Here is a 15786-nt window from a genome sequence, read left to right on the forward strand (position 1 = left end):
CTAATAAAAATAATAATGGTCAACTTTTACTGGCCGCTTAAACATTATTCACGTTAATTAATAAACGACCAACGCGACCATTACCATCAAGAAATGGGTGTATGGTTTCAAACTGATAGTGGATAACAGCTATCTTTAAAAGATCTGGAAAAAACAATGCCTCATTATGAGCAAACTTTTCTATATCGCTCATAAGTTCGGCAATACTTGAATGGATAGGAGGGATAAATACAGCATCATTAATAGAAGCACCGCCTATCCAGTTTTGACTTGTTCGAAAGGTGCCGGGCAGTTTATGTTCTCCACGTACACCTTGTAATAATATTTTATGAGTTTCTTTTATAAGCCGACTCGAAAAAGGGATCTTTTCTAACATTTGAATGGCTTTATGCATTGCCGAAATATAATTTCGAACTTCTTCCCAATCATCACGCTTTTCATGGCTAACATCTTCTTTCTCCAATAAAGCTTCTTCCATATTTGTTTGGGTGCCCTCTATTTTACTACTTTGGGTGGCTTCCTTCAAAACATGCATGCTGATAAACAGGTCTATATCCGGAATATGTTCACTATACATATCCAATCTTCCCAGGTGCCTGTCTGCTTTTGAAAGTAAGTGAAGAATTTCCATATCCACCAGTTCCCATGGCCTGTTTATAAGTCCTGGTTGGAAGCTTTTATAGTATCCCTGGGAGACATAATTTCCTGCTTTAAAATTTTGCATGTTCAGAAAGTATTGAAAATTGCATTAACCTGTTCCTTAGTGCAAAATAACCTATTTTTTTGCACTAACCTATTTCTTATTGCAAAATAGCCTGTTTTTTTTGCACTAACACATTTCTTGTTGCAAGAACGCTTAATACAATTCCATCCGGAGCTTATTTATAACAAGCCCCCTTTTAATCCGGCATTTTCAATGCTTTTTATAAAAGGTCCTTATTTCCGCGGGACCAGCCGGGTTTTATTATAATAGAATTCCAGGTCCGTATTTGCCATAGTTTGCAGGGTACAGGCATCATGAAAAATTAATTAATAATCTCCCCTTTGTTATTGGCCAGCTTTTGGCGCCATTTTTGGAGTTCCTCAGGTGTCTGTCTCACCCAATCTGTTACTTCGCCAGTAATTTTTAATGGTGCCCGGGAGCGATATGAGCGTGAAGGATTGCCTGGAAATTTTTTGTCGGTGACATTAGGGTCATTTTCAAAATTTCCTGTCGGTTCAATGATATAAACACGTTCACGTCCATCGCTTTTAGCTAATGCGGCAGCAAGTCCCGCACCATTCACCAGGGCCGTGAAATAAATGTGGTTCATTTTCAGGTCGGCTTTGTAATTGGAACTGCCCCCTGCTGTCAGCAAATCGCCAACCTGCAAGTCTGCTTTCGTTCCATGATAAAAAGGGCCTTTGTCGGACGGATTATCCTTAAACGAAGCTGCCAAATCATAATTCTCCTTTGCCTTTTCGGGTTCTTTTAGCTCCTCATAGCATTTGGCAATATTTAAATACAGAGCAGGGAAAGCACTCTTAACAGTATCGTTATTTATTTTTAAGGCGAACTGCAAGGATGTTTCGAGCCAGTTTAATTTGTCGGAAACATTTTTTTGATGTCGTGCTACATAATGAGTTGCAATAAATTTTTCAAAATCGTTTGTCGCTTCGTCCCAGGCTTGATGAAACAGCCTGGCCGCTTCTTCAGGTTTGCCTTTTTCTTCCATTTCCATACCTTGGAGGCAGCGTTTAACAACATGATTGTTCGGGGTAAATTCCATTTTCTGATTATTTTGCTCGTTAATTGTTATAATATCAATTTAGCTGTCTGCGAGACTATTAAAAGTATTTCGGAACGATAGCTAAGATAAATATACACAATTCCTCTTTTTGAGGCCTGTTTATTCTCCCTGCGTCCTTGTTTCTGAGGTGCTCAGATGAGGGTCAGTTGGGAAAAGGAAAATAAATTAAACAGGAAACCGTTAAAAATACATGTGTACAATTGTGAAACCTCTTTATAAAAACGGCTTAAAATTTTTATGGTCCCTGATCACTCTGGTAGCCGTAGTTGTCCTTTCCGGTTTCACTAACAACATGCCTCCCCAGCAAACCATTACCCTGGAGGTTACGGCCATGGCCTATAATTCTGTTAAGAGCCAAACCGGGACAGGAGGCCCTGCAGTAACTGCCTGGGGTGATAAGTTAGAGCCGGGGATGAAGTCGATTGCTGTTTCGCGCGATTTGATAAAGATGGGCCTTGACCACAACACAGAAGTTAAAATAGAAGGTCTGGACGGCGTTTATATAGTGAAAGACAAGATGAACAGACGCTGGAGGAAAAAAATAGACATCTATATGGGGCAGGACGTAAAAGCCGCCCGCCGATGGGGAAAACGAAAAGTGACCATCACCTTTACGCCTAACCATTAAGAGAGAGGGTACGAGGGTGGGGCTTTTCGCTTGCTTGTTCTGTTTGTCTGTTGAATACAGTCGTGTAAAAAGCAAAAGCCACAGATGATTGTGTGTCTGTCTGTGGCTTTTGTCTAAACAGTCATTGTTGCCAGGTTATTTCAGTGCATAGCCGATATAACCACCGTCCACTAATAATTCTGTTCCTGTAATGAAACTTGCGTTGTCGGAAGCCAGGAACAACACCGCTTTTGCAATTTCATCAGGATTTCCCAATCTCTGCAAAGCCGTAGTTGTAGCAAATTGTTTTTTAACTTCATCAGCAGGAACGGCTTTATCAAAGCCTTCGGTTTGTGTTGGCCCGGGACTTACGATGTTCACCCTGATCTTGCGGTCTGCCAATTCGTTTGCAGCAACCTGGGCAATTTTATTTACAGCACCTTTGGTTGCAGAATATACACTTCCGTACATTTGGGATGTTGTAGCAACCGTTGATGAAGTGAACAGCACCGATGCTCCGTTTGCCAAATGCGGGATAAGTTTTTGCAATGCAAAGAAATAACCTTTTACATTCGTGTTGAATTGCGCGTCAAAGTCGGCTTCCGTTACTTGCTCAATGGGTGTAAACAAGGCAATTCCTGCGTTTAGAAAAAGAATATCCACTTTGTTTCCGCTTTCTGCAACTGCTTTTTCCAAAACTGCAATTCCTGCCAAATCGGAAATATCCGAAACTACCGTTTTTAGTTTCGGACTGTTGATTTTTGCCGCTGCTTTTTGCAGGTTTTCGGCACTTCTGCTTGTTATCCAAACGCTTGCTCCTGCGTTGATAAATGCTTTTGCGGTCGCAAATCCGATTCCTGTACTACCCCCTGTGATGACTACATTTTTGTTTGTAAAATCCATTTTTTAAAATTTCTTTTTTGTTTAGCAGGATCAAAGGTAACTGTAGTAAGTTACTTTTAGTAACTTTGTTCCTGAAAATAACAGTAACATCGGTGTAACAAAGTAACATTATGAAGTGTCAGACAAAAGATTTCGGGCAGGAACACAAGAAAGAAATGAGGGCCGTTCAGGATTCAATGGATGTGTTGAGTGGAAAATGGAAAATATCAATTATTTCGTCTATTTGCTTTTACAACAAAAGGCGGTTTTCGGATATTCTGAATGACGTGGCCGGAATTTCCAACAGGATGTTGAGCAAAGAACTAAAGGAACTCGAAATAAACAAGTTGATCAAACGAACCGTTTTAGACACGCAACCTGTAACTGTTCAGTATCAGCTTACTGAACACGGTTTAACGCTGAAAACCATAATTGACAACCTTACGGAATGGGGAATTGCACATCGCAAGAAGATCATCGAAAAATAGTTTGTTGGTAAGTCTGAACGGCTGCCCGGGGGTGATGATTTTTTTCTGAAAGTCAGGAAAGGAGGAGCTGACCGAAGAAGTCAATAGCAGAACTGCCTTTAAAGTTTAGCACAACGCCCGATTAACGTCAGTCAGATGGAGACATTCACAGCGCCAGAGAACACTTCAGATATTAAATAAGGCTATTTTTCGATGCGGCATCCGGCCAGGCAAATCCGGTTCCGCCATGCTTGTAACGTTCCGTTTCCTGCAGGTAAAAAGTATTAACCCCTTGAATTCCGATTCCGGAATAGTACAAAAATTGATCCACATGTGCCTGGTATTCACCGAACTCACGATACTCTTTATGTAAAGCAAGCAATTCAGCCAGATCTTCATTATGAATACGCAGAGCCTCAGCGCTGGCATCTTCCAATGAAAGCTGGTATTCCTGTTGCAGCACAAGGACCAGGTTAAAAATCTCAGTGCCCTTCGCCAATTCCTTCGGCAGGGAATGGATATCATTTTGCCATGCGATAATCCTTACGAGTAAAGTAATCATCCGTTTGACTACCGGATGTTCTATAATGTGTTCTGGCAAAATAAGTCCTGATTCTATCTCCCCGAAAGTCAGATAAGGAAGCATCAGCACATTATATTCGCGAAGGACTTTAAAAAGTGCGAGAGAAGGAGGGCGGTTGGCTACTTTATACGGATGTTCGAGTTCGATACCATACCGGATGGTAATATAAAAATAATCAATAAAACGTTCCATCCATATTCCGGGCATGAAAGCTTTAAACTCATCCCTGAGCAATGCCATATGCCGGTACAACGCATTTTCTTGCGGTGTTGGTTGCTCTCCCCGGAGGATTGCCGTACAACGCATTCTCAGGTGTTCGATTTCTTGAGGAGATGAGTGTTCTATCTGGTCATCGAGTACAACATACTGGAGCATAAACCGGTTACAAGGAATAACCTGATCGTATGTTAAGTGAGGCCACATACAGGCCGTACAGGCATGCAGACGCATCTTCTTATATCTTATTTTTTGAATTTCCGTTAGAAATGTATAGTCGTTGTCAATCCACGTATCCATATCTTTACCCATCTGTTCTATGTGGGGATTCACAAGGTTAGGCCATGGATAATAGTTTAGCGGGAGGTAATCCCCTGAGTTGTATTCTTCGGGTTTCATAATGTATTGCATTAATGTAAGTTGGTTATAAAAAGCGAAGTTTTTGGAAAAAAAAATCAGTAAATGAAAGGGCTGAATTTCAGTTTCAAACTAAACTTTATGTCAGTTATTTCTATATATAAAATTACCGAAAATTTTTATGTTATTGATAAATTTTACAAAGAATTTTGAAAAAATAACTTGCTCTGAAGTTTGCGACTTAGCAGCCTGAATTCTCAACAAGAGTGCCTTCTTTTAAGACCTTTTACTTGAATTGGACTACGGCAATTTTTCCTGTAAGTCTCTTCAGGGAGATTTCAACGGAGCATATATCATATCATGGTATAAACCCGCGGTATATTGTTATATTTTTAGAAGTGAAAGCTATAAAAAGCGGTTTAAGTGAGAAATATAGTGCTGACAGCCCTTCACAGAGGTGTCCTGTCATGAAGATGCAATTTTTTAATAAAATAGCGGTTCAAGTTGGTACTCAAACCGCTGTTGCGTTTCTAGATTGCCGGCTGCCGGCTTTTCCTCACTCAAATATTCATACAAAACCTTTCTTTTGTTTTGGAAATTCCCCCGATCTTTTGATAAAACCGGATTGCTTTCTTATTAAAGTCGGGTGTTTGCCATTGTATACGGTTACAATTTTCAATTTTTGCGCATTCTTTGATCTTCTCCATCAGGATTGTTCCCAACCCTTGCCCGCGTGTTTCTTCTATGAGGAAGAGACAGTCAAGATAGATATAAGAACTTGCCTCCCAGGTTGAAAACTGTTTCATATAGGTTGCATACCCAACAATGATGTTTTTCCTTACGACTACTAAACACTTTAAGGCGGGAAATTCCCCGAAGACGGACTCGTACAGCAACTTTTCTTTGTCCTTTTTGTTATATTCAGAATGTTCATATTCAGCATGTTGCTTACATAGATCAACAATTTGGGGCAAATCTTTTTTTTTGGCAAATCTTATGTTCATCCGGTATTGTTTTAACAAGCACATTCAAACATGGAACCTTTGTTGGGTTGAGTTCCCTCTGTTGCATAACCGTCAAATTTCCACCATTCGATTCCGCCCATCAATTCTTTAACCTTAAATCCTAACCTGGTCATTTTTAAAGCACCTTTGGTAGAAGCATTGCAACCAATTCCATCACAATAGCAAACATAAATCTTAGACTTATCCAGGTGTTTTGTTGTTTCTTTCGTCATTTCTCTATGCGGGAGATTAATTGCCGTAGGGATATGTTCTTTTTCATACCCGAATGCTTGCCTTGTATCTACTGCAATGTATTCCGTACTCTTCTCAAATGCATCGTATAAATCTGAGGGGTCCATTTCGTAAGCAAGTTTGTTTTCGTAAAATTCAATTTGTTTTTGCATAGCTTCTATGATTTTATTTTTGTCAAAATTAATTAGCTAAGGACCGGTTTTTCAAATCTTGAAATTGAGGGTTTTAAAACTTGAGATGAAAAATTTTCAGGTTGAACAAGGGGGCAAATTGTTAATTTTGTAACCTATGGAAATCAAATATTTCAGACTTATAAAAGCAATCGAAGAAGAAGGCAGTATTGCCAATTCCGCTGATAAACTGTTTTTAACACAATCTGCTTTGAGCCATCAATTAAGGGAACTGGAAGAACGTTTGGGATTTAAGGTATTTCATAGAAAGCGGAATAAATGGCAACTAACGGAAGAAGGTACTGAACTTTATAGATTGGGCAACTCGATTTTTGACAGTATTGAAAAAGGATTTCGAAATATCGAAAAATTGAGAACCGGTTCAGTCGGAACTATAAAAGTAAGTACGGAGTGTTATAGTTTTTACCAGGGGCTTTCTGTTTTTATTCAAAAAATGGGGCTTTTATATCCTGATATAGCTGTTGATTTAATACTCGAGGCGACGCACCAGCCCATTTCAAAAATTTTGTCAAACGAGATAGATATAGCCGTTGTTACGCAAAAGCCCGTAAACGAGGCCTTGTTAAGTACAGAAGTTTATGAAGACGAGATTTTTGCAGTTGTTCATAAAGAAAATCCTTTGAGTAAGGTTGAATTTGTAGATGCGAATGATTTTTCTGATGTACATTTAATCATCCATTCTTTCCCTATAGAAACCGTCTCAGTCTACGACCGGTTTTTAAAACCGTATAAAATTACTCCGTTAAAAATTTCGGCTATTCCTTTGACCGAGGTTGCTTTGGAAATGGTTGATGCCAATATGGGAATTATGTGTATGCCCAAATGGGCATTGGCTCCCTTTAAATTGTCAGACGATTTGGAGTTCAAGCGAATTGGAAAAAACGGGTTAAAAAGGACGCACCATCTGGTTTTTCGCAAATCGGACAAAGACAAAAAATATATCAATGACTTTATTTCCAATTTTGAAGAAGAATTTTCAAAGAAATGATCTTTTGCTTTCAGCTAGCACATAAATATACACAGTTCCTCTTTTTTTATCAAAAGTCGTGAATGCGGTATCGTTGGCATATGTATATGTAGTCAGACGGTTTTTTGGGAAGGCTTCGGTCATGGCCTGTAAAAATGGTAAATACCAGATCTTCAAAATATTAAAGTCTTCTTAAATTTGTAAGATCGGCATGTCTTACTCGCCCGAATCTTTTTCTAAAAATCAAATTATCATTATCTTTAAGTGAACCCAGGAAGAATTCCGTACGGAAACTTCGTAAACTATATTGGAAATGGATTTAATCACCAAAAAGGATATCGAAGAATTGGACAGCATATACAATACATGCTGCATTTCTATTTTCATTCCCACCCACAGGACAGGGAAAGAAGTCTTACAACGACAGGATGTGCTATTGCTGAAAAACCAATTGAAGGAGGTCAAGGCCAAATTGGAACAAGAGGAATTGAGCGGGCAAGAGATTGAGGATATAGTCGCGCCAATCCGGGAATTGATGGACGATAGCGGATTTTGGCGGCACCGGTCGGAGGGCCTGGCCCTGTTTCTGACCGATGGGATTTTTAAGAAATATTCCCTTCCTATTGCATTTAAACCGCTCAGCCATGTGGGCAACAGTTTTTATCTCATGCCCTTATTACCCATTTTCACGGGGGATGGTTCCTTTTTTGTACTTTCCCTGGAATTGGAAAAGGTGAAACTCTACAAACAGACCCGCTACAGTAGTACGGAGCTGGTCATTGAAGACGTGGTTCCTTCCCGCCTGGAAGACCGGGTAGGGTACGACTACGAACAGAAAAACCTACAGTTCAGAAGCCAGCAAGAGGGCCACGGCGAGGCTACTTTTCACGGCCATGGGGCAGGGGACCGCGATCGCAAGGACGAGATCGCAAGGTACTTTACGGCTATAGATAAGGGCCTGATGACCTTGATAGCCGATGAAAACAGCCCCATGATCGTGGCATGCCAGGATTTTCTGTTCCCCATATACCAAAAAGCGAACACCTATACCCATCTTTTGGACGATCATATTGTTTGTAATCTTTCGGAGGCGGACGAATCTATGTTGCAGAGGCTGGCCTGGAAAAAAATGGAACCCATTTTTGACAGGGAACGCAAGGAAAAAAAGGAACTCTTCAAACAACAGAACGGTACCGGCAAAACATCTTCCGAAATACAAAAGGTGGTACCCGCTGCAATAGATGGAAGGGTAGATACCCTGTTCCTGCAGGACAAGGAAGATATCCGGGGTGTTTACGAACCGAAAACAAGGCATGTCCGGGTAGATAACGCCCTGCTGCCCTCCAATGTATCCTTATTGAACAAAGCGGCCATCAGTACATTTTTGAATGGCGGTAAGGTCTATGTAACGGAGAAGGAGAATATGCCAGATCCGCATGCAAAAGTAAATGCACTGTATAGATATTAAATGTCTTTGTCGTTCAATGGATCTCCAAACCCTGGAGGTCAAGGAAAGAATGAACCCTCTCTCCAAGGTGGTGGTAAAAGGCCGGAAAACGGGAATCGGGATTTCGGTTTTGTTTCGCCGTGTAACAGGTTTGTTCCTGGCAAAAACGTTTTCCATATGTGCCACATATAAACTGTTTACCCGTATCACAGTCTTGTTCCGCTACGCCATGATGTAACAGGTTTGTTTCCCTGTGTAAAGACTTTGTATCGTCGTATAATGATAAAAAATAGCGGTACTCTGAAATTGTACCATTGTGATGTGGTCTATATCCTGTGTATTTGCAAATAGATGCCAGATTTTACAAATAACTCTTTGGCGTAGTGGTTATGTGGCTTTGCCCGGCTAAGGGTTTCCCTGTGTTTTATCATATTACGCCCTTATTGGCCGATTTCTTTTTTGAATGCACTTCAGAGAGCGGGGAGTGATTTCTGTCCGTTTGCACCAGCCTTTTACAAGCAGCAAACGCTTGCAAACCACCGAAACCCGCATGCACTATACCATGTATTAACGGTTTGTTGTTATGGCCTGTCCACGGTGTAATTCAGTTCGGTGACCCCGCTTGTAAATTGCCGGGTGGTGGGCAGTAGTTTTAGTTTTATCTTGTCTTTGACATCCGTAAACAACGGAATACCCTGCCCCAGGATAATCGGGTTAACAAATAGCCAGTAGCCGTCAATCAGGTCCTGCTGAATAAGCGAATGCGTCGCAGTAGGGCTGCCGAAAAGCAGGATGTTTTCACCGGCCTGTTGCTTTATTTCATTAATGCTGTCCGGGAGGTTGTCACTGATAATTGTTGTATTGGTTAAACCCGTATTTTCTATTGTTTTTGACAGAACAACCTTGTGAATTTTGTTGTACCATGCAGAATGTTCAATGTCGTGTTTGGTTGCTGCTGGCTTGTCTCCTGCGGCAGGCCAGTAATTTTCCATCATCTGGTATGTTACCCGCCCGTATAAAGCAGTGTTGCCTTTACTTATTCGCTTACCGGCATATTCAAAAAGTTCCTGGTCCACTTTAATCCAGTCCATTTCTCCGTTTGGTCCTGCTACAAAGCCGTCAAGCGATATGTGCATAAATGAAATTATTTTTCTCATATGGTACTATTTTAATTATTGCAGAATAAGTTGGGTTGATCCGTTTATTGAGAACTCAAGACGAGTTCTGAGTCTCACCCCCGGTGCTGTTTTAAATATTGTGAAAGCCGTTCCATGTTCTGCACAAGGCCGATATCTGCTTTGAATGCCCTTATTGCTTCTTCTTTGGTAGGAACAGAGTCAAAAACATTTTGCCAGACGACTTTGGTATGGTCGCCTTCTGAAAAGAGCTGTACGATAATGATAAACTTCGGATGTTGCCTGTGTTCCATGACTATCTTTTCCAGGGGTTTCACTTCCAGGTAGTGATAAAAATTGACAAAGTCCGTACCGTCCGGACCATGCATGGTAAAATCCCAGGTACCGCCTTCTTTTACCTCCATTTTCCGAATGGTATTGGTAAAGCCCTCCGGTCCCCACCAGTTTTTGATATATTCAGGGGTTGTCAGGACTTCCCAGACCAGTTCAACAGGAGCCTCGAATGTCCTGGTTATTTCCATGGTTCTTTTACTGATGTCTTCCATTTTATCTTTTTTTGTTTTTTCCTTGTAGTTCATCCAGGAGGTTATCCAGCCTGTCAAGTCGTTTATTCCACAGTGTCCTGAATGGCTCAAGCCAATCGGCCACTTCCGAAAGTTTTTGTGCCTCCAGGCAGCAATAGCGTTCCCGCCCTTCCTGTTCAATGCTTATGACCCCGCATTCCTGAAGAAATTTAACGTGCAGGGATACGGCCTGCCTTGTCATGTCAAATTGCGCTGCCAATGCATTTACTTTTTTTCTTTCCCCGGTCAGTGACATTAATATCTGCCTTCGGGTAGGGTCGGCTATCGCCTGGTATACATCTCTTCTCATAAGTGATTGAATATATTGCGCAAGTTAATGCTTGCCAATTTAATATGCAAGTTATTGCTTGCTTAAAGTTGTATTTGTCATGGGCAGAAAGAGAAGCGGGATGAGGTTTTAAAGTTTTGAACCAGTTGCGAATATTATTCAGGGGTAGCAGAACTGAAAATGTAATATCCTTTTCAGCACTCAAAATCTTAGTACCTTTGGCACCTCTATTGCAAAAGAAAGTTCTACATGCGCATTCAAAACGCCTACCAAAACAATCTTAAAAATATAACTTTAACCATCCCGGAAAACCAGTTAATTGTGGTTACGGGACTTTCCGGTTCGGGGAAATCTTCCCTGGCTATGGGCGTGATCGGGAACGAAGGCTATCGGTATTTTTTAGAGAGTTTGCCGGCTTACAATCAGCAAAATGCAGCTTCGATACCAACAGCTTCGGTAGATGATATAGCCGGGCTTCCGCCGGTGATCAAGGTAGAGCAATCCAGGCGTTTCCAGTCGATCAACGCTACGTTTGGCACCTTATCCGAGCTGACGCCCGTCTTCCGGATTTTGTTCGCCCGGTATTCCGCGGCAGAAAGCATGAGTAAGTCTTTGTTTTCATTCAATCATCCCAAAGGCGCCTGTGAGGAATGCCGCGGGATAGGCGAGGCCGAATATATCGATATTGCTAAACTGGTGGGCGATGAAACCAAAACGTTACGGGAAGGAGCCATTGTAACCACCTTGCCCAACGGCTATATCGTGTATTCGCAGGTTACCGTCGAGGAGTTGAACAAGGTGTGTGAAGCCCATGGGTTTAGTGTTGATATTCCGTGGAAAGACCTGACTCCCGAACAACAGGAGGTGATCTGGAACGGTAGTGAACGCATACAGGTGTACTACGGAAAGCACAGCCTGGAATCGCGCCTGCGTTGGGAGGGTTTTAAGGCGAAACCCCGTGAGATCGGTTATTACAAGGGGATCTTGCCTATTATGAGCAATATTCTCCGGTTAGATCGAAACCCGAGTATTCTCCGGTTTACAAGTGCTAAACCCTGCCCGGGTTGCCGGGGTGCACGTATTAAGGCTCAACATTTGAAGTATCGATGGAAAGGATTGAATTTTCAGGAGTGGATGGCGTTGCCTTTACAGGAATTGTACGATAAACTCCGGGCAGAAAAGTACCAGGCAGGAGAACAGGTGCTGGTAGATAAATTGTGCACCCCGTTATACGATTTGATCCGGTTGGGGATGGACCATTACCGTTTGAGTACGCCGAGCACGGATATTTCCAGTGGAGACGGACAACGCATCAAACTCGTTAAGCAGGTAAACAGTAATTTACAGGGCATCTTATATGTTTTTGACGAACCTTCCATCGGATTGTCACCGGCCTATCAGCAGCATTTGTACGGCATTTTACGGCGTTTGATCAGCCGTGGAAATACCGTAATGGTCGTAGAGCACGATCTGGATCTGATCCGGAAAGCGGACTGGATCGTAGAATTAGGCCCGAAAGCCGGGATTCACGGCGGAGAGGTGATCTTTAACGGTAAGCGGACAGACTTTCTTCAGGCAGAAGGTATAGCGAGCCCCACATTGGCTGAATTGCGTTCTCCCGCACAACATTCGAACAGCGAACGACAACAGCTTTCGGAAGCGGACTTCCGACCGGCAGCACAAAGGTTATCGGTAGTAAGCCGGAAAACAGCTGCTGTACTGGAAGCGATCAAAGCCTATAGCGAAGAACAGGCACTGCAATTACTCACGGTATCCGATCAGCCGATAGGGAAAACGCCGCGCAGCAACCCGGCGACCTATACGGGAATGGCCGATAAGATCCGGGACCTGCTGGCAAAAACCGGTGAAGCCGGGACATTGCAATTAAAGAAAAGTGCCTTTTCTTTTAATAACAAGGCAGGACGTTGCCCCCGTTGTGAAGGCGCAGGGGTTATTACCCTTTCGATGAGTGTGATGGGAACCGTTAATCAAACCTGCCCCGAGTGTAACGGAAAACGTTTTAAGCCGGAAGTACTCCGGGCATACTGGAATCATAAGAACATCGCAGAAATTTATGATCTCAGTATAGCAGAAGCGTATGATTTCTTTAGGCATGAAAAAAAATTATCCGGAATCCTGGCGTTGATGCTGCGTCTGGGATTGGGATATATCAAACTCGGGCAACCGTCCAACACATTAAGCGGAGGCGAAGCACAGCGTATTAAACTCACCAAGCATTTTGCGAAGCCTGCCAAACAGACCGTCTTATTGTTGGAAGAACCGAGTATCGGGCTGCACCGGCAAAATGTAGTACAACTGTTAGAGGCCTTGCACCAGTTGAAACACGAAACTTCGGGGATCGTATGTTTTGAGAATCACACTTTGTTTCAGTCGGGTTGTGATGTATGGGTAAATAATGCCGAAAATATAGCTGCGGTAAGCGAACGTATTCCCGAACAATCAGCTACTGACGCCATTCGTATTAAAGGCGCACGGACCCATGTGTTGAAAGACATTGATATTACGTTGCCTAAACAACAGCTCACGGTGGTTACGGGAATTTCGGGATCGGGAAAATCTTCTTTGGTCATCGATACCCTGCACGGCTACGGATTACAGGAAATGAGCAAACAATTTTCAAGCTATCAACAAAACAGGGTAGGTATTGACTACCAGTTTGAAGTAGACCATATCTCCGGGTTGACGCCCGGCATTTGTATCACCCGGAAAGATCAGCAGTTTTCCGGGCGTTCGGATGTAGCCGGGCAAACCGGTATTGATAAAAGTTTACGTTTTGCCTTTTCGCGTAAAGCACAATACGAAGGCCGGGAATGGTCGGCCAGTCATTTTTCGAATGCACACGAATTGGGGAAATGCGGTGTTTGCGATGGCGTGGGAGAGGAATTACTTCCGGATCTGTCTAAAATAGTGCTGAATGAAAACCTGAGCATTGCCGACGGACTTTTTGAGCACAACAAGGCCTTGTATTACTACGGGCAGGCAGGCGGGCAGTATATGGCCATTGTAAGTGAAATAGGGAAGGCGTATGGTTTTAGTTTGCAAACGCCTTTTAAGGCATTGACCCGCGAGCAACGGGCCGTGATCTTTCAAGGAATCCCGGAGAAGACCTGGGAAACGACCTGGACTTTCAAAACCAGGTCACGGGCAGGGACCCAACAGGTAAAGATGGTGTGGAAAGGCCTGTTTGCGTATTTGACGGACGAATATTTCCTGACCCGGAAGAACAAGAATATTCAGCATTTACGTGCCTTGTTCGCCCCGGAAGTTTGCAGCCATTGCCAGGGCAGCGGGTTACAACCCGAACGTTTAACGGTTACCCTGGGCGGCAATTCCATGCGCGACCTGAAAGCGATGAGTTTACAGGCGTTTGAAGTATGGTTGGTAAATAGTCAGCCCAAAGATGCTGTTGATGCCGAATTGACAGCAAAATTACATGCGCATCTGCAACATACCCTGGAGCGGGCGCGTCAGTTGCATATAGACCATTTACACCTCAACCGGAAGTCGGGTACTTTGAGTGGCGGCGAACAGCAGCGGGTTTCGCTCATCAAACAATTGAACAGTCCGTTACAGGGGGTAACCTATTTGCTGGACGAACCTTCGGCCGGCTTATCACAAAACAATATACCGGACCTGATCGCTTTGCTGAAAACGCTTGTAGCCAAAGGCAATACGGTCATTGTCATTGAGCATCACAAAGACATTATGCTGGCGGCCGATCATGTGGTGCAGATAGGTCCGAAAGCAGGGAGCATGGGGGGAGCAATTACCTTCCAGGGAAGTGCGGCCGCTTACCGGGCTTCAGAAGTATGTCATCCTTATATAAAAACAGAAAGCAGCACAGTACGCCTTCGGCAGGGAACAGCACATATTCATATAGAAGAAATAGAGCGTCACAGTCTGAAAAAAACTGAAATCGATATTCCGGCAGGTGGTATTACAGCCATAACAGGTAAGTCGGGTATCGGGAAGACCACTTTGGTAAAAGAGGTTATCATGCCAAGTTTACAGCAGCATCGGCCCGTATATTGCACGCATATTGATTTTCCGAAGCCATACCAGGGCATACATTATTTCGAACCTAAAAAATTACAAGCCTATAACAGTACGTTGCTGGTCGCCTATTTAGATCTGTTAAACGTGATCACCAGGGTATTTGCGAAGGAAACAGGGGGTAAGGCCGCAGCCTTTTCGTATAAGACCAAAACGAGTCAGTGTACATATTGTCAGGGAAGTGGTGTCGTAGCCACGAGCCTGGATGTAGCTGCAAAGCATATTGAAATTTGTGATGTATGCGAGGGAAAACGCTATCAAAAAGCTATTCTGGCACATACCATAGGCGGAAAACACATTGCAGATATCCTGGCACTGAACCTTACGGAATTGTCAGACTGGATCGCTCCTTATACCGGCACAACCAAAGCGGTGCAACAATTACAGGCATTAAGCGATATAGGGCTTTCTCATGTACGGCTCGACCAAACGGTAAAATCACTTTCTTCCGGGGAGAAACAACGTTTGTTGTTGTTCCATTGGCTGCAAAACAAAACGAAAGATCAATTGTTGATATTAGACGAACCCGGCATAGGATTGCATTATGCCGATATAGATCTGTTGTACGAGGTATTGCAGCAGCTAAGCGTGCACAATGATCTTTTAGTAATAGACCATAATCCGTATTTACTGGAAAAGATAGGCGTTGGTGTGGTGCTGGAGTGAGGTAATGAACTGAAAAGGTCAGCTGCAATAAGCACACCATCCGGTGATCGTTTGCAACGAGAACCCATTTTATCCGGCATCCCGATATTCTTATCGGGAGTAATGCTCCTTTATGGTGCGTTATACCTGTACTGAGTCTATCGAAGTGTCGAAGTAAACGCTCTAATATGATAGGCCCTTGTTTCTGCTGTGTCCCAAATACAGACCAGCGGTGGCGGAGGTGTATAAGCAATTGCCTTGCAGTCTGTTAATAATATAACACCCCCCGGTCAAAACAGAATTCATTTATTACTTT

At 42.9% G+C, this 15786-nt stretch carries 15 protein-coding genes; 6 read left to right on the plus strand and 9 right to left on the minus strand.

All coding sequences use genetic code 11. From position 1 onward, the window contains the following. Positions 1–37: 37 nt before the first annotated feature. Both ED312_RS22260 and arr read right to left on the minus strand, forming a co-directional pair. Positions 38–724 (minus strand): Fic family protein, encoded by a 687-nt coding sequence (locus ED312_RS22260; RefSeq protein ID WP_240643173.1) that lies wholly within the window; start codon positions 722–724, stop codon positions 38–40. 301 nt (positions 725–1025) lie between these two features. Next, the gene (gene arr, locus ED312_RS24540; RefSeq protein WP_394342891.1) at positions 1026–1439 is read right to left on the minus strand and encodes an NAD(+)--rifampin ADP-ribosyltransferase; all 414 of its coding nucleotides are present in this window, start codon (positions 1437–1439) and stop codon (positions 1026–1028) included. A gap of 643 nt (positions 1440–2082) precedes the next feature. On the opposite strand from arr, the gene ED312_RS22270 reads away from it, so the two are divergent. Then, positions 2083–2418 carry a 3D domain-containing protein gene (locus ED312_RS22270; RefSeq protein WP_206363303.1) on the plus strand — a complete coding sequence of 112 codons (336 nt, stop codon included), beginning with the start codon at positions 2083–2085 and terminating at the stop codon, positions 2416–2418. Between the two features lie 135 nt (positions 2419–2553). Here ED312_RS22270 and ED312_RS22275 read toward each other — a convergent pair whose 3' ends face one another. Continuing rightward, positions 2554–3300: an SDR family NAD(P)-dependent oxidoreductase gene (locus tag ED312_RS22275; protein WP_123218227.1), complete on the minus strand. Its 747-nt coding sequence runs from the start codon at positions 3298–3300 to the stop codon at positions 2554–2556. 110 nt (positions 3301–3410) lie between these two features. Between ED312_RS22275 and ED312_RS22280 the strand changes: the two genes are divergently transcribed. Beyond that, a complete protein-coding gene (locus tag ED312_RS22280; protein ID WP_123218228.1) occupies positions 3411–3767 on the plus strand; it encodes a winged helix-turn-helix transcriptional regulator in 357 nt (118 codons plus the stop codon). Positions 3768–3939: 172 nt separating this feature from the next. Here the strand turns inward: ED312_RS22280 and ED312_RS22285 are convergent, their stop codons facing one another. From ED312_RS22285 to ED312_RS22295, 3 genes are all read right to left on the minus strand, one after another. After that, complete coding sequence (locus ED312_RS22285; RefSeq protein ID WP_148044353.1) at positions 3940–4944, minus strand: terpene synthase family protein; 1005 nt, start codon at positions 4942–4944, stop codon at positions 3940–3942. Positions 4945–5462: 518 nt separating this feature from the next. Further along, a complete protein-coding gene (locus tag ED312_RS22290; RefSeq protein WP_123218230.1) occupies positions 5463–5906 on the minus strand; it encodes a GNAT family N-acetyltransferase in 444 nt (147 codons plus the stop codon). Positions 5907–5917: 11 nt separating this feature from the next. Beyond that, positions 5918–6310 (minus strand): rhodanese-like domain-containing protein, encoded by a 393-nt coding sequence (locus tag ED312_RS22295; protein WP_123218231.1) that lies wholly within the window; start codon positions 6308–6310, stop codon positions 5918–5920. A 136-nt stretch (positions 6311–6446) separates the two neighbouring features. Here ED312_RS22295 and ED312_RS22300 point away from each other — a divergent pair, with 136 nt between their 5' ends. The 3 genes from ED312_RS22300 to ED312_RS22310 all read left to right on the plus strand — a co-directional run bounded on the left by ED312_RS22300 (position 6447) and on the right by ED312_RS22310 (position 9001). Continuing rightward, positions 6447–7337 (plus strand): LysR family transcriptional regulator, encoded by an 891-nt coding sequence (locus tag ED312_RS22300; RefSeq protein WP_123218232.1) that lies wholly within the window; start codon positions 6447–6449, stop codon positions 7335–7337. 292 nt (positions 7338–7629) lie between these two features. Beyond that, positions 7630–8784, plus strand: coding sequence for a baeRF7 domain-containing protein (locus ED312_RS22305; RefSeq protein ID WP_123218233.1), 1155 nt, complete (start codon positions 7630–7632; stop codon positions 8782–8784). 16 nt (positions 8785–8800) lie between these two features. Then, positions 8801–9001 carry a hypothetical protein gene (locus tag ED312_RS22310; RefSeq protein ID WP_123218234.1) on the plus strand — a complete coding sequence of 67 codons (201 nt, stop codon included), beginning with the start codon at positions 8801–8803 and terminating at the stop codon, positions 8999–9001. A gap of 343 nt (positions 9002–9344) precedes the next feature. Here ED312_RS22310 and ED312_RS22315 read toward each other — a convergent pair whose 3' ends face one another. The 3 genes from ED312_RS22315 to ED312_RS22325 all read right to left on the minus strand — a co-directional run bounded on the left by ED312_RS22315 (position 9345) and on the right by ED312_RS22325 (position 10772). Continuing rightward, entirely contained in the window at positions 9345–9920 is a 576-nt protein-coding gene (locus ED312_RS22315; protein ID WP_123218235.1) for a dihydrofolate reductase family protein, read from the minus strand. Between the two features lie 74 nt (positions 9921–9994). Further along, on the minus strand, positions 9995–10444 hold the full coding sequence (locus ED312_RS22320) for an SRPBCC domain-containing protein (protein WP_170164603.1): 450 nt from the start codon (positions 10442–10444) through the stop codon (positions 9995–9997). A gap of 1 nt (position 10445) precedes the next feature. Further along, positions 10446–10772 carry an ArsR/SmtB family transcription factor gene (locus tag ED312_RS22325; RefSeq protein ID WP_123218237.1) on the minus strand — a complete coding sequence of 109 codons (327 nt, stop codon included), beginning with the start codon at positions 10770–10772 and terminating at the stop codon, positions 10446–10448. A 228-nt stretch (positions 10773–11000) separates the two neighbouring features. On the opposite strand from ED312_RS22325, the gene ED312_RS22330 reads away from it, so the two are divergent. Beyond that, the gene (locus ED312_RS22330; RefSeq protein ID WP_123218238.1) at positions 11001–15491 is read left to right on the plus strand and encodes an ATP-binding cassette domain-containing protein; all 4491 of its coding nucleotides are present in this window, start codon (positions 11001–11003) and stop codon (positions 15489–15491) included. The last annotated feature ends 295 nt before the right edge of the window (positions 15492–15786 follow it).

The organism is Sinomicrobium pectinilyticum (assembly GCF_003725735.1).
Taxonomy (GTDB): domain Bacteria; phylum Bacteroidota; class Bacteroidia; order Flavobacteriales; family Flavobacteriaceae; genus Sinomicrobium; species Sinomicrobium pectinilyticum.